Origin of the sequence: Halomarina pelagica, from assembly GCF_024228315.1 — an archaeon.
Lineage (GTDB): Archaea > Halobacteriota > Halobacteria > Halobacteriales > Haloarculaceae > Halomarina > Halomarina pelagica.
On record NZ_CP100454.1, the window covers coordinates 1,351,619 to 1,370,300 of the forward strand.

Here is an 18,682-nt window from a genome sequence, read left to right on the forward strand (position 1 = left end):
GGTGTCAGGTTCGACGTTCGGATCGTGGCGGGAGTACTCGAACGCCCTCGACACGCTGCAAACGGTGTCGATAGTGCCTCGAAAGCCCTCAGGCTCGGAGGTAGAGGACAGTACCACCTCGAGAGCCCTCGGGCTTTCGAGGTGTTCTATTTGCAGCTCATTACGTAAGTGAGGGCTTTCGAGGTGGTTCCGACAGCGTCCACAGCACGCCGAGAGCGTTCGACGTGTCAGCTCCTCCCTGCTCGATCTATAGGATCGTTCGATATGCCCCCGACCCTCGCACGTCCAACCAGGATCGTCACCGCGACCGCGATGCCTTTTTCCCACCCCCGCGCGACCACCACGCGCATGACCCTGGACCCGGTGCACTTCGACGGCATCGCGCGGCTCGCCCGGCGCATCCGACAGGACGTCGACACGAGCGACCACCGGGACCTCGCCGAGACGGTCTGGCGCGACTGGCTCGACCCGCTGCGCGAGGGCGGCGACGTCATCGTCGAACCGATCGGCGAGCGGCGACGGCGGATGGTCGACGTGACCGAGGTCGCCCTCCAGGACGACCCGTTCCCGACCCAGCACGGGCTGGATTCGGGGACGATCAACCCGACGACGTTCAAGAACGGGCTCGTGCTCGACGTGGCGCACGCGGCGATGAGCGCCGTCCCCTCGGATCTCGACCTCCACCGGGGGCGGACGGTGGTGATGACCGTCCACTCGAACGACGCGACGACCTCGCTGACCGACGACTGGGAGGTGGACGACGGCGGCTACGTGCGCCAGCGCGTCCTCCACGCGCCCCGAGTGAGCCGGTACGAGGCCGCGGTGGTCCACGAACTGGCGCTCTACCTCGCCGAGAGCGAGCACGCCTGCACCAACGCCGACGTGGTCGACGACCTGCTGCTCATGGACGGCCCGATCTACCCGAAGGGGCTGCTCAACTGGACGAACCGCCAGCCGGAACTCGCCGACCTGCTCGCGGAGGACGAGCGCCCGCGCGACGTCGTGGAGAACTACCTCCGGCTGGTCGAACGGTTCGTCGCGCGCGACGTCCCCCTCGCGGGGTTCGTGAAGACGCCCGTCTCGCGCTCGATCACGCGCACCGTGCGCCGGGGGGCGGGCAACGCGCCGTGGGTGAACGACGCGGCGTTCTTCTCGCAGGTGCTCGAACGACGCGAGGAGGTGGACGGCGAGTGGGAGCGACGGACCGACGCGCTCACGTTCACCAACTGGTTCGTCTCCCGGGGCGGGGCGGACCGGGCGCTCTCGACGCTCGGCGACGCGTTCGGGCTGGAGCGGGAACTCGACCCCGCCGACTACGAGGTGACGTTCTGCGTCGTCTACGATCCCCGCACGGACGTCGTCTACCGGGTCGAGGCCCCGGCGGCGTTCACCCGCGACGAGGACCGCCGCGAGCGGCTGCTGCTGCAGGTGTTGAAGGGCGTGGCCGTCGAGCGCGGCCCGCCGAAGGCCGTCGCGAAGGCGGACAGCCTCGCGCGGATCGGGCGCACGGAGACGACCGCGATCCAGGAGGCGCTCGAACGCGCGTTCGAGACCGAGCGCGACACCGACTACGACGCCGAGCGCTGGGGCGTGAACGCGTTCGGCTACGGCGGCGCGGACTGAGGGTAGAGGAGAACGGAGGCGGCTCGGGCGTCCGAAGTGAGATCACGGGCGGGCGGAGTCGGTCGCGGTCGGCTACGGTCGCTCGTCGGGGTCGACCGTGATGACCTCGATCTCGACGTCGGACTCGGGGACGCCGACGCGCGCGAACTGGGTCCGGAGGTGCTCCTTGGCGGCGGCGACGGCCTGCTCGCGGGTGTCGAACCCGTGGGGGGTCGGTGCCTCGAAGGCGACGCGCACGTCCCGCCCGTCGATGCGCTGTACCTGCCCGCCGCTCTCGACCTGGTAGAACGCGTCGCAGACCCAGACGTAGGGGGCGTCCTCGTCGGGCGCGCCCCGAAAGTTCGGCGCGCGCTCGCCGCGCTCGAACAGGGTTCCGGTGAGCGCGGTGCCGCCGCCGTGACCACGGATGAGGAGCATAACCCCCCCTACATCCGCCCGGCGGAAAAAGCGTGCGTCGTTCGGGCGGGCGTTCGGCCGCGTCGCGGGGGGGTCACCGACCGTCCCCCGCGACCGCGTCCGTCGCGCCCCCGGCGAGCGTGAAGACGGCGTCGCGCTTGACGAGCGCGAACCCGAAGAAGATGATCCCGAAGCCGAGGAGCGTCGTCCCGTCGATCAGGTGCCCGAGGAGCAGCCAGCTCATCACCGCCGCGACGACGGGTTCGAGGTACCCGACGAGGTTGATCTCCGTCGGTCCCATCCGGTCGAGGAGGTCGAAGTAGAGCAGGAACGCGAGGACCCCGGAGACGATCGTGAGGTAGGCGAGCGAGGCGACCGCCGGGGCGGACCAGTCGATCGCGGCCATCGACTCGCCGCGGACGTCGCCCGCCGCGAACAGGAGACCTGCCCCGACGAGCATCCCCCACCCCTCCAGCGAGCGGAGCGGCAACCCCGAGTCGATCGGTCGGGTGAGTACCGATCCGAGCGCGAAGCACGCACCGCCGAGGAAGACGAGCGCGACGCCGAGGAGGGTCGAGCCGACGAGCGCGGCCGGATCGGGCGCGGCGACGACGACCACGCCGAGCAATCCGAAGGCGAGGCCGGCCACCTCGACCGGACCCAACCGCTCGTCCGCGAGGAAGGCGCTCGCGAACACCGCCGTCAGCACCGGCGAGAGGCTCACGATCACCGCCGCGATCGCGCCGGGGACGTGGAGTTCCCCGAGGTAGAGCAGGCCGTGATAGCCCGCGATGACGAACGCGCCGACCACGCCCACCGCGGTCCAGTCGTCGCGCGTGACGGGTCGCCACCGGTCGGTAGTCAGCGTCGCGTACCCGAGGACGATCGCGCCCGCGACCGCGTAGCGGAGCGCCGCGAACAGGAGCGGCGGGAAGTGCTCCAGGCCGACCTCGATGGCGACGAACGACGTCCCCCAGACGGCGGCCAGAATCACGAACAACACCCCATTCAGTGGTAGAAAGCTCCAATTCCGTGTCGAAATCATGTAGTCTTGTACAAGCCTCGACGACGGGGGATGTTAAATGTTTCTACAATCTAACCCCGTTAAGCCGTAGAATTATGTATATTTTAGCTATCTGGTTGAATAAATCGTGGTAGATCCCGCACGAGGCGCGGCGCTCGGAGTGAGGTAGATTCAATCCCTCGCCTTCCGACGTGACGGACATGGACGAGCGCGACATTCGGCTACTCAAGGCCATCGCCGACCTCGGCACCGGGAGTCCCGAGCGGCTCCACGAGGAGACGGGCATCCCGGTCTCGACGATCCACTACCGGTTGAACAACCTGAAGGACGACGGCGTCATCGAGAACGACCTCTACGACGTGAACCTGGAGAAGTTCGGCCTCGGTGTCACCGTCCTGGTGGAGGTGCTCGCCGACTACGCCGGGCCCTACCAGGAGGTAGGCGAGAAGCTGCTCGCGGTGGAGGGCGTCACGCAGGCGCACTTCACGATGGGCGAGACAGACTTCGTCGTCGTCGCGCGACTCACCGGGTCGGAGATGGTCGAGCGGCTCATCAGCGACTTCGAGGCCATCGAGGAGGTCGAACGGACCAACTCGACGTACGTCATCTCGACGCTCCGGGACACGCACAACGCCCTCCAGAGCTACAGCCTGGAGACGCTGATCGATGAGCTGGCGGAGGAGTGACGGCGCGGCGTGCCGTCGCACCGGACGCTCCGCCGTCGCTGACGTTCCGACGGGGAAACGGGTTTTACCGAGCGACCCGACGGCTCCGTCATGAGCGACCTCGAGGACTTCTCCGACTACCAGGCGGACGGCCGGTCCGAAGCGGCGACGAACGAGTCGGACGGCGACGGTACGGCGGAGGCGGAGGGGCGGGGAGAGACAGAGGAGACGGAGGAGACGGAGGAGTTCGAGCGCGTCGAGGTGCCCGACGTCGGTCCCGACCGCGGCATCGGGACGCTCTCGGCGTCGGAGGGGCTCGTCATCAGCGAGGACGAGCGCGACACCCGTCTGCGCGCGTACGTCACCGTGGGGAACCGCCGGGCGGTGCGCATCGGGACGTACCTGCTCGCGCGGTATCCCGATGGGGAGCGCCTGTTCGCGCGCGTGACCGCCCTCGAGTACGCCCAGGAGTTCCGCGCGGACGACGCGACGGAGATCCACGCCCGCCGCGCGATGCGCTCGGGCGGGATCGACGAGCAGGACTACAAGTTCATCGCGACGCTCGAACCCGTCGCCGTCCTCTACCGACAGGACGGGGAACTCAAGCGTCGGATGCCGGATCGGGTGCCGAGGCCGGAGACGGTCGTCCGACCCGCGACCGACGCCGAGGAGATCAAGACGGGACTCAAGATGCCGAGCGAGGGCGTCTTCCTCGGGCACCTCGCGGTCGGCGGCGAGACGGTCAGGACGGCGGCCGAACCGCCGACCATCGACTACCGCCTGAAGGACGACTACGAGGCGGGCGACCCGCTCGTCTTCCGCCACACGCTCGTCGCGGGCGGGACGGGATCGGGGAAGACACACGGGGCGAAGAACGTCCTCCGGCAGTACCTCGCCGGGGAACGCGTCTACCCGATCGAGTCCGGCGGCCGCACGGTCCGACCCGCAGTCGTCCAGTTCGACCCGCAGGACGAGTACGCACAGATGCACGACGACAACGACGACCTCGACGCCGAGACGGCCCGACGCTACGAGCGCGAGGGGATCGCCCACGGCGGTCACGACGACACCGTCGCGTTCGTCCCGACGGTGGGCGACGCCTCCTACTCGGCGAGCCACCACGACGCCGAGCAGGTGGCGTTCACGATCCCCTTCTCGATGGTCCGGGACAACAAGTGGCTGGTCGCCGGCTCCGGCCTCAACGACAACCAGTACGGCGCGCTGTCGTACCTCCTCGATCGCTTCTTCGGGAACTACGGCGACGGCGGAACCTACGACGAGTTCACCTCCTTCCTCGACGACCCCGCGCTCCGCGAGGAACTGCACGAGTCCGGGCGCGTCCACGAGGCGACCTACGACGCCGTCAAGCGCCGCGTCTACGGCTTCGGCGACGTGTTCGACCAGGAGGCCCCGGCCGTCACGGACCTGATCCACCGGTTCGTCCGCCCGGGCGGGCTGACGGTCGTCCCGACGTACCACATCTCCTCCTCGCGGGCGAAGGAGACGATCGTCCTCGCGGTCTCGAGCCTGCTCATCGACCAGAAGCTCTCGAACAGCCCGCGCTACGACCGCATCAAGGAGACGCCGCTCGTGCTGGGGATGGACGAGGCGCACAACTTCCTCACGGACGCGGAGAGCGTCCAGGCTCGGCGCGTCATCGGGAAGTTCACCGAGGCGGCCAAACAGGGGCGCAAGGAACGACTCGGCCTCTTTCTCATCACGCAGGACCCCCAGGACATCGCGGATTCGATCTTCAAGCAGGTGAACACGACGATCGTGCTCAACCTCGGCGACGAGGACGCCATCAAGTCGGTGAACATCCCCTCGACCCTGGAGTCGAAGGTCCCCTACATGGAGAAGGGACAGATGGTCGTCTACTCGCCCGACAACTCCGAACCGGTCGAGATCATCGGCCTCCCACACTGCCTGACGCGACACGGCCGCGACTAGCCGCCCGGGACCGTCGCCCCGAACGCCCGGCCGCCTCACGTCGTGCTACCACGGCGCAAGGGTCATTAGCGTCGGTCGAGAGAGGTCACGTATGCGCCACGTCCTTGTCCCGATCGACGGTTCCGAGCCGTCGGAGCGGGCGCTCGAACACGTCGCGTCGGCGTTCCCCGACGCTCGCCTGACGCTGCTGACGGTCATCGATCCGAGTTCGGGCTTCGCCACCGGCGCGAACGCACCCGGGACGGCCGAGGTCTGGTACGAGACCGTCCGGGAGCGGGCGGAAGAGCAACTCGCGGCGGCCCGGGAGGAGGCCGAATCCCGGGGGATGACCGTCGAGACGATCGTCGAGACGGGGCGACCCGCAGCGACGATCGTCGACTACGCCGAGCGCGAGGCCGTCGACCAGATCGTCATGGGGAGCCACGGACGGCGGGGCGTCTCCCGGCTCCTGCTCGGAAGCGTCGCGGAGTCCGTCATCCGACACTCCTCGATCCCGGTCACGGTCGTCCGCTGATCCCGCCGACCGATCGTCGGAGACCGTCCACCGACCGCCGAGGATCGCCCGCCGATAGCGTTCGCCGTGTCCGAACACGTTCGGGACGTCTGCCTTGCTCCCGCGCCGCCTCCCTCCGGTCATGAGTGCGACGGACCAGCGCGAGCGCGCGGAGGGGCGACGGGAGACGACGGTGAACGTCCGGTGTACCGGACACGTCCGGACCGCCCTCGGGACGCCCCGCTTCGAGTTCACCTTCGAGGGGACGACGCTGCGGGCGTTCCTGACGGCGCTGTTCGACGAGTACGGCGACGACCTGCGCGAACTGCTCATCGCCGAGACGGAGGCGGACTCGACGGCCCGCGGGTGGGCGCGTCCGCCCGCCGAACTCCCCGGCACGTGGCGGAAGAACCCCGAGGGCGAGCAGACCCGGGCGTACGCCCGCATCCTCGTCAACGGTCGGTTCAACGAGCATCTCGGCGGGTTCGACGCGGAACTCGAAGACGGCGACAGGGTCGCGCTCGTCTACCCCTTCATGTTCTGCTGTTAGTCGCCGTCTCCGCCGTCAGGGTGGGTGAGGACGCGAGGGCGACGATACGAGGACGGATACGAGGACGGATACGAGGACGGACACGAATACGAGGACGGACACGAATACGAGGACGGACGCGAGGACGGACGCGAGGACGACGCGAGAGCGGACGCCAGACGACAGGCCTATGCCCCGGACGCGACCGACCACAGGTATGGCTCACGCGCGACTCCGCGTGTCGCTCCCCGAGGGGACGTGGGTACGGGACGTCACGACCGCCCACCCGGAGGCGTACGTCCGCGTGCTCGCCGTCCTCTCGCGGACGACGGGCGGCGTCGGACTCGTCACCGTCGACGCACCCGACCTCCCCGCCTTCCTCGACGCGATGCGCGCCCACGAGGGGGTGACCGCCCTCGACGTCGTCGAGCGCGCCGACGACCGCGCAGTCGTCCGGTTCGAGACGCCCGATCCGCTGCTCGCGTTCGCCAGCGGGATGGCCGGGGTCCCCATCGAACCCCCGGTCGACATCCGCGACGGCGAGGCGACGCTGACCGTGACGCTCCCCCACGAGCGCCTCTCGACGCTCGGAACGTCGCTCGACCGCTTCGGCCTCGACCACACCGTCGAGGCCGTCTACCGCTCGGCCGAGGACGACCGACGGCTCACCGACCAGCAACACCGCCTCGTCGCGCTCGCCGCCGAGCGCGGGTACTACGACACCCCTCGTCGATGCACGCTCACCGACGTCGCCGAGGAGGTCGGGCTCGCGAAGTCGACCGTCAGTGAGGTGCTCCACCGCGCCGAGGGACGACTCGTCGAACACTACCTCGAGGAGGGAGCGGGTGCGGGACGGCCCGCGGGGTAACGCGCGTGGACGCGTCGCGACGCGGCGCGTCGAGGCTCGTTCGACGCGGAACGTCCCCTAATCGTCAGTCCTGGCCCCCGATCCTCGCCGCACCGTCCCGAGTTCCGCGCGGATCGCCTCGCGCTTGATGAGGACGAAGCCGACGACGATGACGAGAAAGCCGAGCGCCGTCCGGAGCGTGATGAGTTCGCCGAGGAAGAGAAAGCCCGAGACGGCGGCGAAGACGGGCGCGACGTAGGAGACCAGGTTGATCTCGATGGGACCCAGCCGGTCGAGGAGGTCGAAGTAGACGAGGAAGCCGAGCGCGCTGGCGACCAGCGAGAGGTAGCCGAGCGCCGCGAGCGCGCCGAGGGCGTCCGGTCCCGAGAGGGCCTCGAGCATCGGCTCGATCCGTTCGCCGCGGGCGGCGCTCAGGGCGTGCATCAGGAGCGCGCCGCCGAGCATCGACCACGCCTCCATCGACTCGATGGGGAGCCCCGAGTCGAGACGACGGCTGACGACGCTCCCGAACGCGAACGACAGCGCCGCGGCGAAGACGAGTGCCTTACCGACGACGCCCGCGGCGAGGAGGTTCGACGGGTCGCGGACCGAGAGGACGGCGACCCCGAGGAGACCGAGCAGGAGGCCCGCGGTCCCGGCGACGCTGAGGCGTTCGCTCGGGAGCGCCGCGCGGGCGACGGCCGTCGTGAGCACGGGCGAGAGGGAGACGATGACCGCGGCGGCGGCGCTCGTCGTGTTCTGCTCGCCGACGAACAGGAAGGCGTGGTAGCCGGCGATGAGGAAGACGGCACCGACGAGCACGTCGGCGACCTGTCGCCGCGTTCGCGGGAGCGGGTCGTCGAGGACGTAGAGGGCGTACGCGAGCATCACCAACCCGGCGACGTCGTAGCGGACGGCGGCGAACAGCACCGGCGGGAACCCGTACAGGTCGAGACCCGCCTTGATGGCCATGAACGCGGACCCCCAGACGGCGGCGAGAAGCAGGAACAGAGAGAGGTTGCGGTAGCGCACACCGACTGTCGGGCGGCGGGGCCGGTGAACGTTTCGACGGAGGCAGGGCACACGTTTATATTCGATCAGTGTCGTACGTTTGATATGGCCGCATACGGACGGCCGACCCTGCGAGACCTGTTCGACGAGTCCCCCACCCCGCACATCGCACACCCCCCGCACACGCACCACCGCGACTATTACCTGGCGTGCGACGGGTCGTTCCGCGAATCGGGCGGCGGACTCGGTGTCGTCATCGAAACGCGCGACGGACAGTGCGTCGCCCGCCGATCGCTGTCCGATCGCGTCCCCGACAACAACGTCGCCGAGTATCGGGCGCTCCACCTCGGACTCGACCTGCTCGCCGCGCGCGCACCGCGGGACGCCCGGGTCGGCGTCCTCATCGACCACGACGACCTCGCCGCGAACGTCAACCGCGCCGCCATCGCGGCGCGCCAGCCGACGCTGGGGCCGCCCCACCCCTACACGGTGCCGTCGGCCACCGGCCACCACTGGCGCGGCATCCGGGCGCGCATCGCGGGCTTCCGGGAGATCCGCGCCGCCCGCATCGACAGCGCCGAGAACCCCGCACACTACCTCGCGAACGCGCCGGGCCAGTACGCCCACGTCAACCGCGAGCCGGCGCGCTGCGTCCTCCCGCCCGAGCGCGCGGAGGAGACGACGCAGATCCCGCCGCCCTCGCGCGCGAACCGCCACGGCCACGGCCACGGCAACGCCAACGCGAGCGACTGAGGGGGTTCCCGACCGGTCTTCGATCCACCACCGGTCCGGCGATGGACGCGCTGAGGTCGGCCCGCTGCCGGCGATGGACGCGTCGCTACGAGACCCCCTCGCGGACCGCTCCGCACACCAGTTAAATCCACGCATCGCCTACCTGTTGTCATGGATGAACGAACGCGCGTGAGCGTCACCGTCGACGTGGCGCTCGACGAGGGGTCGCTGGGGTTCGCCACGACCGCGGTGGAGGAGGCGGTGGCGGACCTCGTCGGGGACGGCGTCGCCGGCGAGGTGCGCGTCGCGGTGGCTCGCGACGGAGCGTCGCCCAGCGCCACGACCGAACCGACGGGCGCGCCCGAGGGAGCGGCGGCGTCGGAATCGACCGACGTGCTCTCGGCCGAGGGGGACGGAACCGAACGAACCCGGCGGATCGAACCCGACGAGCTCTCCCGGGCGTTCGACGCGCTCGCCGAGCGCGAGGCCTTCGAGCTTCCGCTCGCCGACGCGCAGGCGTCGTTCGAGGTGTACAGCGACCGCGCCGGACGCTGGCGCTGGCGGCTCGTCCACGACAACGGCAACATCATCGCGGACTCCGGCGGGAGCTACGCGTCGCGGTACGGCGCGGTGCAGGGGATCAGGAGCGTCAAGCGGAACGTCCCCGGCGCGGCCGTCGAGTCGCGCTGACCGGTCGTCACGTCTGCACGAGGACGACGCCCGCGAGCACGAGCACGCCCCCGACGAGCGTGGCGAGCGTGACCGGTTCGTCGAGCAGGAGCGCCCCCAGCGCCACGGCGACGGCTGGTTCGACGGTGCTGACGATGCCGGTCCTGCTCGGCCCGATCCGGCGCAACCCGAGGAAGAACGTCGAGACGGGGAGCACCGTCGCGAGCACCGCGATACCGAGGACCGCGGCCCACCCCAGTCGAGACTCGGGGAGCGCCAGACGCCCGGTCGCACCGCCGAGCGCGAGAAACGAGAGCGCGGCCGCCGGCATGACGTAGGCGCTCAGCACCACCCCGTCGGTCGCGTCGAGCGCCACTCGACTGACGACGATGTACAGCGAGTAGACGACCGCGCTGCCGAGGACGATCAGCACGCCCGTCGGATCCACGCCGGCGGGATCCGCCCCCGTGACGAGCAGCACGCCGCCCAGCGCGAGGGGAAGCGCGACCAGATCCCGCCGCGTGAGCGACTCGTCGAGCACCGTCGCCGAGAGGAGAAGCACGAACACCGGGTAGGTGTAGAGCACGATGGTCGTCATCCCGGCGGTGAGGTACCGGAGGCCGAGGAAGAACAGCGCGCTCTGTCCGGTGTAGCCGACGAGACCGAGCAGCACCGCTATCGCGAGCGTCCGTCCCCGCAGGCGGAGCGAGGCGAGATCACCCGCACGGGAACGCGCGACGAGCAGGAGCGGCCAGACGAGCGCCGTGGCGATCGAGAAGCGTAGCGCGAGGACGGACGCGACGTTCAGTCCCGCGGCGAAGGCGTACTCGCCGAGGACGGCGAGCGTGCCGAACCCGACGGCCGAGCAGGTCACCAGCGCCGCGCCGACCGTCTCGTCGTCCAGCACTCCGTCGCACGGGGACATCGATAGCGGGTAGCAGTCGCTCCGGCTATATCGCTCCGGCGGTTCGCGGGCGGAGAGGGTGACAGGGGAGGGGGTGACGAGGGGAGAGGTGACGAACGGAGGATGGCGAACAGGCGACGCGCTGGTCGGGGGATCGCCGACGGGTGCGCCGCGCTCCCGCGAGGCCGTCGGCGGCGAGCCTTCAGGTCACGGGGACGCTGGTCCCGTCCTGGTAGATAAAATCGAGGGGCGACGGGGCAGAGCTCACCCGGGGCCGATCACGTACTGCTCGACCTCGTCCCGGGTGGGCATGTCGCCGTGCGCGTCGCGCACGTGCTCCTGCGCGCCCTCGACGACCACCGCCTCCTCGTTGTCCCTGTTCGAGTACTCGCAGTCGTCCACCGGACACTGGAATTCCCAGACCATGCGTCGATCCCGCCTCGGGGTACGATCGTCGGGGCGTTAATCGCTCGGCCGGCGACGGCATGCCCTCGAAGCCAGTCGCGGTGGAACCGCACGAGGGAGCGGGCGAGTCGGCGTCGGTTCCTATGCCAGGAACACGTGTCGCGGTCGATCCGCCAGCACGTCCCGGCCCCACTGCACGGTGTCGCGGAACGCCTCCGAGCGGAAGAACGCCATCGCGTCCTCGCGCCCGCGCCACTGGCTCGCGATGAACATGTCGTTCTCGTCCTCGACGTTCACCATCAGGTCGGTCTCGACGTGGCCCTCCATCCCGTCGAGGAGGTCGCCGACGGCGGCGAACCGCTCGACGAAGTCCTCGCGGTACTCGGGCTTGGTGGTGTAGAACATGCCCATCGTGCCGAACCCGGACTCCTCGCCCGCCCGCGCGACGACCCCGGGGAGGTCTGCGAGGTAGCCGCCCGCGGTGTCCGCGGCGCTCGCCGTCTCCCAGATGCTCACCACGGCGCGACGGTCGCGCCCGCGAGCCTCGTAGACGGACGTGCCGACGTGCGTGTCGTAGCGGTCGAAGCCGTCGCGCAGCGACTCGACCTCGGGGACGAGGTCGTCGCGGTCGGCCTCCGAGTAGAGCACCAGCGCGTGGACGTCCTCGCCGTGGGGCGTACCGGCGTAGACGCCGAGGTCCGCGAGTTCGTCGCGGATGTCGTCCGCGTCCGCCGCCCCGTCGGTCCCGGACGCCCCGGCCCCGGACGTCTCGGCCCCGGTCGCGCCGGCCGCGTCACCGCCGGCCGCGTCACCGCCGGAGCCGCCCCCGACCGCGCCTGTCGTCCGCTCGACGACCCCGGGGAGGTCCGCGAGGAAGCCGGCGGCGGTGTCGGCGGCGCGCTCGGTCTCCCACGCGCTCACGACCGCAGCGCCCTCGTCGGTCCCGTGGACGGTCGTGCCGCGGTGGCTGTCGTAGTGGTCGAAGTTCCCCCGGAGGCCGGAGACCGCCTCCTCGACCTCGTCCGCGTCGGCCTCGGAGCGGACGAGCACGACGTGCGAACCCGCCTCGACCTCCGCGCCGATGGCGTCGAGTTCCGCGCGGAGGGCGTCGTCCGTCGCCCCGTCCTCGCTCGCGCCCTCGCCGGTCGGGATCGGCTCGCCCGCGAGGAGCGCCCCGAGGTCGGCGGGCGGGAAGCGCCGCCCGAAGTAGAACGGGCCGAACTCGGCGTAGCGCGAGGAGGAGGGGTCGAATCGCATCTCGTAGAGCAGGTGCTTGATCTCCGTCGGGTCGTCGGCGAAGAGGGTGACGCCCCACTCGTAGTCGTCGAGGCCGACGCTCCCGGTGATGATCTGCGTGACCTTCCCGGCGTACCCCCGGCCGATGTCGCCGTGGGCGGACATCAGCTCGGCGCGCTCGTCGAACGGGAGGTCGTACCAGTTGTGGGGCTCCTCGCGGCGCTTGTCCATCGGGTAGAAACAGACGTGCTCGGCGTCGGGGATGGACGGCTCGATGCGCGACCGGATGTAGCGCCGGAGGCCGGGATCGACCGCCTCCGGGCCCTCCTCGAAGTAGGCGCGCGCGGACTCCGAGTAGCCCGAGGCCTCCGTGACCGAGACGTACGAGGAGGTCTGCTCGGTGAAGCGGGCGAGGGCGGTCCGCTCGAAGCGCCGCTCCGCGGTGTCGAGGTGGGCCGTCGTGGGCCGGAGGTGGACGATCAGCAGATCGGCCTTGTGCCCGAGGATCGAGAAGACGGCCGAGCCGCCCTCGTCGGCGTCGGCCAGGTCCTCGTGCGCGCGGAGGTACTCGACGCCCTCCTCGACGGCGCGCTCGCGCGCTTCGTCGCTCGCCGCCTCCCACGCGTCCCAGTCGACGGTTCGGAAGTCGTGGAGGGCGTACCAGCCCTCGTCCGTCCGCGGTGGTTTCGGCATACCGGGGGTTGGAACGGCCCCGATAAGGACGTTTGGAGTTTCGGTCGCCGGCGGCGCGTCCGGAGGCGGGAACGCGATCCGTCGCCCCGACGACACGCTCGTCGGCGCTTGACAATTCTTAAGCGGCCCACCCGGTTACGCCACGGCAATGAGAGCAGTCGTCTCTATCGGGGGGAGCGTCCTCGTGCCGGAACTCGACGGCGAACGGGTCGCGGCCTACGCGGACGTCGTCCGGTCGCTCCTGGGAGCGGGCCACGAACTCGGGCTCGTCGTCGGCGGGGGGCGCGTCGCGCGCGACTACATCCGAGCGGGGCGCGTCCTCGACGCCAACGAGATGGCGCTCGACCAGCTCGGGATCGGCGTCACGCGCCTGAACGCCCGCCTGCTCATCGCCGCACTCCACGGACGGGCCGCGCCCACGCCGCCGGAGACGTACGAGAAGGCGGCCGAGGCGATCTCCCGGGGCGACGTCCCGGTGATGGGCGGGATGGTCCCCGGCCAGACGACCGACGCCGTGGCCGCCGCGCTCGCCGAGACGGTCGGCGCGGACCTGCTCGTCTACGCCACGAGCGTCCCCGGCGTCTACAGCGACGACCCGGACGAGCACCCCGACGCGATCCACTACGACGAGGTGTCGACCGACGACCTCGTGGACATCATCGCGGAGATCGACATGAGCGCGGGGAGCAACGCGCCGGTCGACCTGCTGGCCGCGAAGATCATCCAGCGCTCGGGCACGCGGACGCTCGTCCTCGACGGCACGAACCCCGAGGCGGTCCGCTGGGCCATCGCCGACGGCGAACACGAGGGGACGGAGGTCGTCCCGTGAGGGGTGCCGATCGACTCGACGCGAGGTGGCGACCGTGAGCGTCGACGACGACGCGCTCGCGGCCGACGACGCCGAGCGCGGGGAACCCGGCGCGGCCCACCGCGCGTTCTGGGCGGACGCCGTCGCCGACGAGATCGAGGCGCGCGACCCCGAGGAGCCGATCGTGATAAAGGGCGGCGTCTCCCCCTCGGGCGTCCCCCACATCGGCCACCTGAACGAGGTCATGCGCGGCTACTTCGTCGCGGAGGCGCTCCGCGACCGGGGCCGCGAGGTCAGACAGGTGTTCACGAGCGACGACCGCGACCCCCTCCGGGGAGTGCCCCGCACCCTCGCGACCCTCGACTGGGAGGTCGTCTCGCTCGGCGAGACGGAGAACCCGGGGGCGCTCGGGCGCAACCTCGGCAAGCCGCTGACGAACGTCCCCGACCCCTTCGGCTGCTGTGACTCCTTCGGCGACCACCAGACGCGGCTGCTCGGGAAGATGGCGGAGGCGATGGACGTGCCCATCGAAGTCGTCTCGAACACCGACCTCTACGAGCGCGGCGAGTTCGAGGGAGTCACCCGCGAACTGCTCGAGAAGCGCGACCTCGCGCGCGAGGTGCTCTCTACGTACCAGGAGAAGGTCGACGAGGAGTACGTCCCGTTCAACCCGATCTGCGCCGACTGCGGGAAGATCACCGAGGCCGTGACGGGGGTCGACCTCGACGCGGGCACGGTGGACTACGTCTGCGCGGACATCGAGGCGGGCAACCGGACGATCGAGGGGTGCGGCCACGAGGGGACCGCCACGCTGCGGGAGGGAAAGCTCCCGTGGCGCTTCGAGTGGCCCGCCCAGTGGAAGGTCCTCGGCGTCGACTTCGAGCCGTTCGGGAAGGACCACGCCGAGGGGTCCTGGCCCAGCGGTGAGCACGTCGCCCGGACGGTTCTCGACTTCGAGCCGCCGGTCCCGATGGTCTACGAGTGGTTCACCTACAACGGGGACGCGCTCTCCTCCTCGAAGGGGACCGTCATCACCGTCGACGAGGTGCTCTCGATGCTCGAGGTCGAGGTGTTCCGCTACTTCTTCACGAAGCCGCCGAAGCGCGCCCGCGACTTCGACGTGCGCACGCTCGATCAGCTGGTCGACGAGTTCGACCGCTTCGAGGCGATCTACTTCGACGAGGTCGGGGGGACGGACCAGGAGCGCGCGATCGCCGAGCGCGCCTACCCCATGACCGTGGACGCGGTCCGCCCGGAGCGCGTGCGCCTGCCCTACACCTTCGCCGCCGTGCTCGGGATGACCGACGACGAGGACCTGCGCGAGGCGATGGCCCGCCGCGCCGGGCACGTCCCCGACGACGCGCCCGACCGGGCGGTCGAGGACGCGCTCGCCAGGGTCGAGAAGGCGCGGACGTGGGCCGAGCGAACCGACAACGAGTACAACTACCGCCTCGCGGAGGACCTCCCCCCGGTCGAGGTGGACGAGGCGACTGCCGCGGCGCTCGACGCGCTCGCCGCTGAGATCGAGGGGGGCCTGGACGACGGCGAGGACGTCCAGTCGGCCATCTACGAGACGGCCCGCGCCGAGGGCGTCGAGGTCGGCGACCTCTTCGCGACCGGCTACCGGCTGTTCCTCGACGAGGAGCAGGGACCGCGGCTGGGACCGTTCCTCGCGTCGCTCGAACGCGAGTTCGTCGTGGGGCGACTGCGCCGCGAGTCCTGAAGTGGGCCGTAGCGGTGCGGTCCCCGGAACCAAACCCTCTTAGGGTGAACGACCCTCTCTGACACCAATGGTCAGTACGCTGGTACTGGTGGCCACCGGGGTCGTCCTCTACATGCTGGTCGCGATGGCCCTCCGGGCGCGGGGGCTGTTGCCCGACTCCGTCCGCATCTCCGGTCCCATCACGACGATCCACACGCAGCGGGGGAAGGTGTTGCTCGACCGCCTCGCCCGCCCGAAGCGCCTCTGGCGGGCGTGGGGGAACTTCGGGATCGGCATCGCGCTGGTCGTGATGTTCGGATCCTTCTTCGCCGTCCTCTTCGCGGGCATCACCGCGCTCACGAACCCGCAGCCGAGCCCCGTCACCGAGCCGCAGAACGTCCTCGTCATCCCCGGGGTCAACGAGTTCCTCCCGCTGTCGGTCGCCCCGGAGATCGTCCTCGGGTTGCTCGTCGGCCTCGTGGTCCACGAGGGGGGCCACGGCCTGTTCTGCCGCGTCGGCGACATCCGCATCGAGTCGATGGGCCTCGCCCTGCTGACGATCGTCCCGGTCGGCGCGTTCGTCGAACCGGACGAGGAGTCGCGGAACCGCGCGGACCGCGGGGCGCAGACGCGCATGTTCGCCGCGGGCGTGACGAACAACTTCGCCGTCGCCGTCCTCGCGTTCGCGCTCCTGTTCGGGCCCGTCGTCGGCTCGATCGCCGTCGCGCCGGGGGCGGCCGTCGGCGACGTCGTCCCGGACTCCCCGGCGGCGGCCGCGGGCATCGAGCGCGGCGACCGCATCACCGCGGTGAACGGTCAGCGTGTGGACGGCGCGGCCGAACTCGACGCCGCGATGCTCGACGCCGGGCGGGCCGTGCAGGTCACGGTGGACGGGGAGCGGCAGGTGACGCTGGAGCGAGACCTCCTGCTCACGCGCACCACGCCGAGCGTCGTCGGCGACCTCGACGCGAGCGGGGGACCGCCGCGGATCGAAGCGGTGAACGGCCGGTCCGTGAACACAGAGGGCGAGTTCTACGACGCGCTCGCCGAGAGCGCCGTCTCGACGGTCCGAACCACCGGCGGCACGTTCGAGATGGTCGGGGGCGCGTACGTCGAGTCGGTGACCCCCGACGGCGCGCTCGCCGAGCACGTCCCGACCGGCGGCGAGCACACGATCATCATCACCCGATTCGCGGGCGAGCGGGTCGTCACCTACGAGCAGTTGAACGAGGTCCGCCAGCGGACGAGCCCGGGCGACACCGTCTCCGTGCAGGTCTACGTCGACGGCGAGCCGCGGACCGTGGAGGTGACCCTCGGCCGGACGGAGGGCGTCGAGGGCGGCACGCTCGGGATCGCGCTTCGCCAGGGCACGGGCGGCATCGGCGTCGACGACACGGGGATCCAGCCCTACCCGGCCGCCCGGTACCTCGCCGTGCTCTCGCAGGACGGCTGGAGCGTCGGCTCCTTCTTCCAGCGCGTCGCGTTCGCGCTGTTCCTCCCGTTCGTCGGGGCGGTCGGCGCGCAGGGGCTCACGTACAACTTCGCCGGGTTCGTCGCGCCGATCACCGACTTCTACGTCGTGCAGGGACCGCTGGCGTTCCTCGGCGGCGGCGTGTTCCTGCTGGCGAACGTCCTCTTCTGGGTGGCGTGGATCAACCTCAACCTCGGGTTCTTCAACTGCATCCCGACGTTCCCGCTCGACGGCGGCCACATCCTCCGGACGAGCACCGAGTCGGTCGTCTCGCGGCTCCCGCTGCCGAACGGCGGGCGGCGGCGGCTCACGACCGCCATCACGACCGTCATCAGCATGACGATGCTCGCCGGGGTCTTCCTGATGGTGTTCGGCCCGCAGCTGCTCACCTGAGGCGGCGGAGGGGAACCGTAAAGCCCCCGCGGGAGCGTTGGTTCACGTATGTACACAGTCGCCGTCGTCGGCGAGGAGTCGACGGCGCTCACCGACCGGCTCGCCTCCCGGCTCTCGCGTTCGGGGACCGTCGCCGTCGTCTCCGCGCTCCCCGAGGACCCCGCCCCGGGGTTCGAGGGCGTCGCCGCGTTCCGCGAGGCGGGCGCGGCCGCGGTCGTCGGACTCGGCCCCGGCGGATCGACGATCCACGGTCCGCCGCGCAACCTCGAGGAGGCGATCGACGGGCTGGCTCCGGAGCACGAGTACTGCCTGCTCGACGGCGTCGCGGACGCCCGCCTCCCGACGATCGTCGCGGGAGAGGCGGACGAGAGCGCAACGGACGACGGTGGAGTGGACGAACCGCTCGCGACCGTTTCGCGCGCGGACCGCGCGGACCTCGACGAACTCGCGGCCGTCATCGAGGGGACGGAGCCGCGGGAGACGCTCGAATCGCTCGTCGCCGAGGCGAAGCGGTCGCCGAGGGCGGAGCGATCGGGGGCCGTCGCGACGTTCACCGGTCGGGTGCGCGCGAAGGACAGCGAGGACGACGCCCGGACGGAACTACTGGAGTTCGAGAAGTACGAGGGCGTCGCCGAGGCGCGAATGGACGAGATCTGCGGGGAGCTAGCGGAGCGCGAGGGCGTCTTCGAGGTGCTGATGCACCACCGGACCGGCGTCGTCCGCGACGGCGAGGACATCGTCTTCGTCGTCGTGCTCGCGGGCCACCGCGAGGAGGCGTTTCGCACCGTCGAGGACGGCATCAACCGCCTGAAGGACGAGGTCCCGATCTTCAAACGGGAGGTCACGGTCGACGAGGAGTTCTGGGTCCACGATCGGGAGTGAGGCGCGCGCCGACGCGCCCCGGTGCGTCGCCGCCAACGAGAGCGACGGGTAACCGGCAATATCTACCTTATAATTCCTGCACGTAATATTATATATATATATTCTTTCATTAGGTATTCTAAATAAAACGTTAGATAGGCTCGTAAAACGTCTACTCCGAATTCGAGAGTTCGTTAAGGCCGAGCTTTACGCGATTTCACGGCGAATAATCGCGAACCGAGGCTAAGATTCCTCCCGGTATATCACCCC

18 protein-coding genes are annotated in these 18,682 nt (G+C 70.3%); 12 read left to right on the forward strand and 6 right to left on the reverse strand.

Annotated features, from left to right (window positions below):
* Window positions 1–348 precede the first annotated feature (348 nt).
* The gene (locus NKI68_RS07130; RefSeq protein ID WP_254546017.1) at window positions 349–1,623 is read left to right on the forward strand and encodes a DNA double-strand break repair nuclease NurA; all 1,275 of its coding nucleotides are present in this window, start codon (window positions 349–351) and stop codon (window positions 1,621–1,623) included.
* A gap of 72 nt (window positions 1,624–1,695) precedes the next feature.
* Here the strand turns inward: NKI68_RS07130 and NKI68_RS07135 are convergent, their stop codons facing one another.
* Entirely contained in the window at window positions 1,696–2,040 is a 345-nt protein-coding gene (locus NKI68_RS07135; RefSeq protein WP_254546018.1) for a DUF7113 family protein, read from the reverse strand.
* A 73-nt stretch (window positions 2,041–2,113) separates the two neighbouring features.
* Complete coding sequence (locus tag NKI68_RS07140; RefSeq protein ID WP_254546019.1) at window positions 2,114–3,064, reverse strand: DMT family transporter; 951 nt, start codon at window positions 3,062–3,064, stop codon at window positions 2,114–2,116.
* 179 nt (window positions 3,065–3,243) lie between these two features.
* On the opposite strand from NKI68_RS07140, the gene NKI68_RS07145 reads away from it, so the two are divergent.
* From NKI68_RS07145 to NKI68_RS07165, 5 genes are all read left to right on the forward strand, one after another.
* The gene (locus NKI68_RS07145) at window positions 3,244–3,729 is read left to right on the forward strand and encodes an Lrp/AsnC family transcriptional regulator (RefSeq protein ID WP_254546020.1); all 486 of its coding nucleotides are present in this window, start codon (window positions 3,244–3,246) and stop codon (window positions 3,727–3,729) included.
* Between the two features lie 90 nt (window positions 3,730–3,819).
* Window positions 3,820–5,658: an ATP-binding protein gene (locus NKI68_RS07150; RefSeq protein WP_254546021.1), complete on the forward strand. Its 1,839-nt coding sequence runs from the start codon at window positions 3,820–3,822 to the stop codon at window positions 5,656–5,658.
* Between the two features lie 91 nt (window positions 5,659–5,749).
* Window positions 5,750–6,172, forward strand: coding sequence for a universal stress protein (locus NKI68_RS07155; RefSeq protein WP_254546022.1), 423 nt, complete (start codon window positions 5,750–5,752; stop codon window positions 6,170–6,172).
* 121 nt (window positions 6,173–6,293) lie between these two features.
* Complete coding sequence (locus NKI68_RS07160; RefSeq protein WP_254546023.1) at window positions 6,294–6,701, forward strand: MoaD/ThiS family protein; 408 nt, start codon at window positions 6,294–6,296, stop codon at window positions 6,699–6,701.
* A 196-nt stretch (window positions 6,702–6,897) separates the two neighbouring features.
* Window positions 6,898–7,548 (forward strand): helix-turn-helix domain-containing protein, encoded by a 651-nt coding sequence (locus NKI68_RS07165; protein WP_254546024.1) that lies wholly within the window; start codon window positions 6,898–6,900, stop codon window positions 7,546–7,548.
* 57 nt (window positions 7,549–7,605) lie between these two features.
* On the opposite strand, the gene NKI68_RS07170 is transcribed toward NKI68_RS07165, so the two are convergent.
* Entirely contained in the window at window positions 7,606–8,499 is an 894-nt protein-coding gene (locus NKI68_RS07170) for a DMT family transporter (protein ID WP_438267811.1), read from the reverse strand.
* A 144-nt stretch (window positions 8,500–8,643) separates the two neighbouring features.
* On the opposite strand from NKI68_RS07170, the gene NKI68_RS07175 reads away from it, so the two are divergent.
* The gene (locus NKI68_RS07175; protein ID WP_254546027.1) at window positions 8,644–9,291 is read left to right on the forward strand and encodes a ribonuclease H family protein; all 648 of its coding nucleotides are present in this window, start codon (window positions 8,644–8,646) and stop codon (window positions 9,289–9,291) included.
* 150 nt (window positions 9,292–9,441) lie between these two features.
* Complete coding sequence (locus NKI68_RS07180) at window positions 9,442–9,960, forward strand: HVO_2922 family protein (protein ID WP_254546028.1); 519 nt, start codon at window positions 9,442–9,444, stop codon at window positions 9,958–9,960.
* Window positions 9,961–9,967: 7 nt separating this feature from the next.
* Here the strand turns inward: NKI68_RS07180 and NKI68_RS07185 are convergent, their stop codons facing one another.
* From NKI68_RS07185 to NKI68_RS07195, 3 genes are all read right to left on the reverse strand, one after another.
* Window positions 9,968–10,864 carry an EamA family transporter gene (locus NKI68_RS07185; RefSeq protein ID WP_254546029.1) on the reverse strand — a complete coding sequence of 299 codons (897 nt, stop codon included), beginning with the start codon at window positions 10,862–10,864 and terminating at the stop codon, window positions 9,968–9,970.
* A 243-nt stretch (window positions 10,865–11,107) separates the two neighbouring features.
* Window positions 11,108–11,269, reverse strand: a complete 162-nt coding sequence (locus NKI68_RS07190) for a hypothetical protein (protein WP_254546030.1) — start codon at window positions 11,267–11,269, stop codon at window positions 11,108–11,110.
* A 120-nt stretch (window positions 11,270–11,389) separates the two neighbouring features.
* Entirely contained in the window at window positions 11,390–13,177 is a 1,788-nt protein-coding gene (locus NKI68_RS07195; protein WP_254546031.1) for a heme-binding protein, read from the reverse strand.
* Between the two features lie 148 nt (window positions 13,178–13,325).
* Between NKI68_RS07195 and pyrH the strand changes: the two genes are divergently transcribed.
* The 4 genes from pyrH to NKI68_RS07215 all read left to right on the forward strand — a co-directional run bounded on the left by pyrH (window position 13,326) and on the right by NKI68_RS07215 (window position 18,433).
* Window positions 13,326–14,006: a UMP kinase gene (pyrH, locus tag NKI68_RS07200; RefSeq protein ID WP_254546032.1), complete on the forward strand. Its 681-nt coding sequence runs from the start codon at window positions 13,326–13,328 to the stop codon at window positions 14,004–14,006.
* 34 nt (window positions 14,007–14,040) lie between these two features.
* Window positions 14,041–15,708: a lysine--tRNA ligase gene (gene lysS, locus NKI68_RS07205; RefSeq protein WP_254546033.1), complete on the forward strand. Its 1,668-nt coding sequence runs from the start codon at window positions 14,041–14,043 to the stop codon at window positions 15,706–15,708.
* Window positions 15,709–15,775: 67 nt separating this feature from the next.
* Window positions 15,776–17,551 (forward strand): site-2 protease family protein, encoded by a 1,776-nt coding sequence (locus NKI68_RS07210; protein WP_254546034.1) that lies wholly within the window; start codon window positions 15,776–15,778, stop codon window positions 17,549–17,551.
* A gap of 48 nt (window positions 17,552–17,599) precedes the next feature.
* The gene (locus tag NKI68_RS07215) at window positions 17,600–18,433 is read left to right on the forward strand and encodes a molybdopterin synthase (protein WP_254546035.1); all 834 of its coding nucleotides are present in this window, start codon (window positions 17,600–17,602) and stop codon (window positions 18,431–18,433) included.
* Window positions 18,434–18,682: the final 249 nt, after the last annotated feature.

What these genes read in the sequence shown, in the direction of transcription:
- NKI68_RS07215 (WP_254546035.1), top strand. Translation starts at nt 17,600, where the DNA reads ATGTACACAGTCGCCGTCGTCGGCGAGGAGTCGACGGCGCTCACCGAC.
- NKI68_RS07185 (WP_254546029.1), bottom strand. Translation starts at nt 10,864, where the DNA reads ATGTCCCCGTGCGACGGAGTGCTGGACGACGAGACGGTCGGCGCGGCG.
- NKI68_RS07180 (WP_254546028.1), top strand. Translation starts at nt 9,442, where the DNA reads ATGGATGAACGAACGCGCGTGAGCGTCACCGTCGACGTGGCGCTCGAC.
- NKI68_RS07155 (WP_254546022.1), top strand. Translation starts at nt 5,750, where the DNA reads ATGCGCCACGTCCTTGTCCCGATCGACGGTTCCGAGCCGTCGGAGCGG.
- NKI68_RS07140 (WP_254546019.1), bottom strand. Translation starts at nt 3,064, where the DNA reads ATGATTTCGACACGGAATTGGAGCTTTCTACCACTGAATGGGGTGTTG.
- NKI68_RS07170 (WP_438267811.1), bottom strand. Translation starts at nt 8,499, where the DNA reads ATGGCCATCAAGGCGGGTCTCGACCTGTACGGGTTCCCGCCGGTGCTG.
- NKI68_RS07210 (WP_254546034.1), top strand. Translation starts at nt 15,776, where the DNA reads ATGGTCAGTACGCTGGTACTGGTGGCCACCGGGGTCGTCCTCTACATG.
- NKI68_RS07165 (WP_254546024.1), top strand. Translation starts at nt 6,898, where the DNA reads ATGGCTCACGCGCGACTCCGCGTGTCGCTCCCCGAGGGGACGTGGGTA.
- NKI68_RS07195 (WP_254546031.1), bottom strand. Translation starts at nt 13,177, where the DNA reads ATGCCGAAACCACCGCGGACGGACGAGGGCTGGTACGCCCTCCACGAC.
- NKI68_RS07145 (WP_254546020.1), top strand. Translation starts at nt 3,244, where the DNA reads ATGGACGAGCGCGACATTCGGCTACTCAAGGCCATCGCCGACCTCGGC.
- NKI68_RS07175 (WP_254546027.1), top strand. Translation starts at nt 8,644, where the DNA reads ATGGCCGCATACGGACGGCCGACCCTGCGAGACCTGTTCGACGAGTCC.
- NKI68_RS07150 (WP_254546021.1), top strand. Translation starts at nt 3,820, where the DNA reads ATGAGCGACCTCGAGGACTTCTCCGACTACCAGGCGGACGGCCGGTCC.
- pyrH (WP_254546032.1), top strand. Translation starts at nt 13,326, where the DNA reads ATGAGAGCAGTCGTCTCTATCGGGGGGAGCGTCCTCGTGCCGGAACTC.
- NKI68_RS07135 (WP_254546018.1), bottom strand. Translation starts at nt 2,040, where the DNA reads ATGCTCCTCATCCGTGGTCACGGCGGCGGCACCGCGCTCACCGGAACC.
- NKI68_RS07190 (WP_254546030.1), bottom strand. Translation starts at nt 11,269, where the DNA reads ATGGTCTGGGAATTCCAGTGTCCGGTGGACGACTGCGAGTACTCGAAC.
- NKI68_RS07160 (WP_254546023.1), top strand. Translation starts at nt 6,294, where the DNA reads ATGAGTGCGACGGACCAGCGCGAGCGCGCGGAGGGGCGACGGGAGACG.
- NKI68_RS07130 (WP_254546017.1), top strand. Translation starts at nt 349, where the DNA reads ATGACCCTGGACCCGGTGCACTTCGACGGCATCGCGCGGCTCGCCCGG.